The following is a 407-nucleotide window of genomic DNA, read 5'->3' on the forward strand; positions in this document are numbered from 1 at the left end:
TTTGATAGTAGTGTCACTATCTGCTTCTGTCTCTGTGCCCACTTTAGGTGGATTTTGAAGAAGATTTTCAAAAAGCTGAACACACTCAGCCTCAGTTAATACTGTTGGAGAAGCTCCCGTAGGTGCAGTGTCATCACCAAAGTAAGCGATAGGGTATCCGTCACGAAGACCTGAATCATCTTCAGAAGAAGTTAGTTGGAAGTAGCTACCATCATAATCAACATAGTTACTGTTCTTATTATTCGGCAAAGCACGTGGACGCTGCTCCGCTTCCCACTGTGCACGAGCAGACAATACTGCGGTAGCAAAACCACCCGCTACACCTTCAACACTTGCTTCTTTTGCTTTGTCTGTCACATCTAAAAATCTTGGTAGTGCAGCTACGGCTAAAAGACCTAAAACAACGA

The 407-nt window shown here is 44.0% G+C and carries 1 protein-coding gene; it reads right to left on the reverse strand.

All coding sequences use genetic code 11. The features are described 5' to 3' along the window. The coding region (locus AB4585_RS22695) for an MSHA biogenesis protein MshB (protein ID WP_372171065.1) at positions 1–407 on the reverse strand (407 nt) is incomplete at both ends.

It is taken from the genome of Vibrio sp. 10N.222.49.C9, from assembly GCF_041474985.1.
Taxonomy (GTDB): domain Bacteria; phylum Pseudomonadota; class Gammaproteobacteria; order Enterobacterales; family Vibrionaceae; genus Vibrio; species Vibrio crassostreae_C.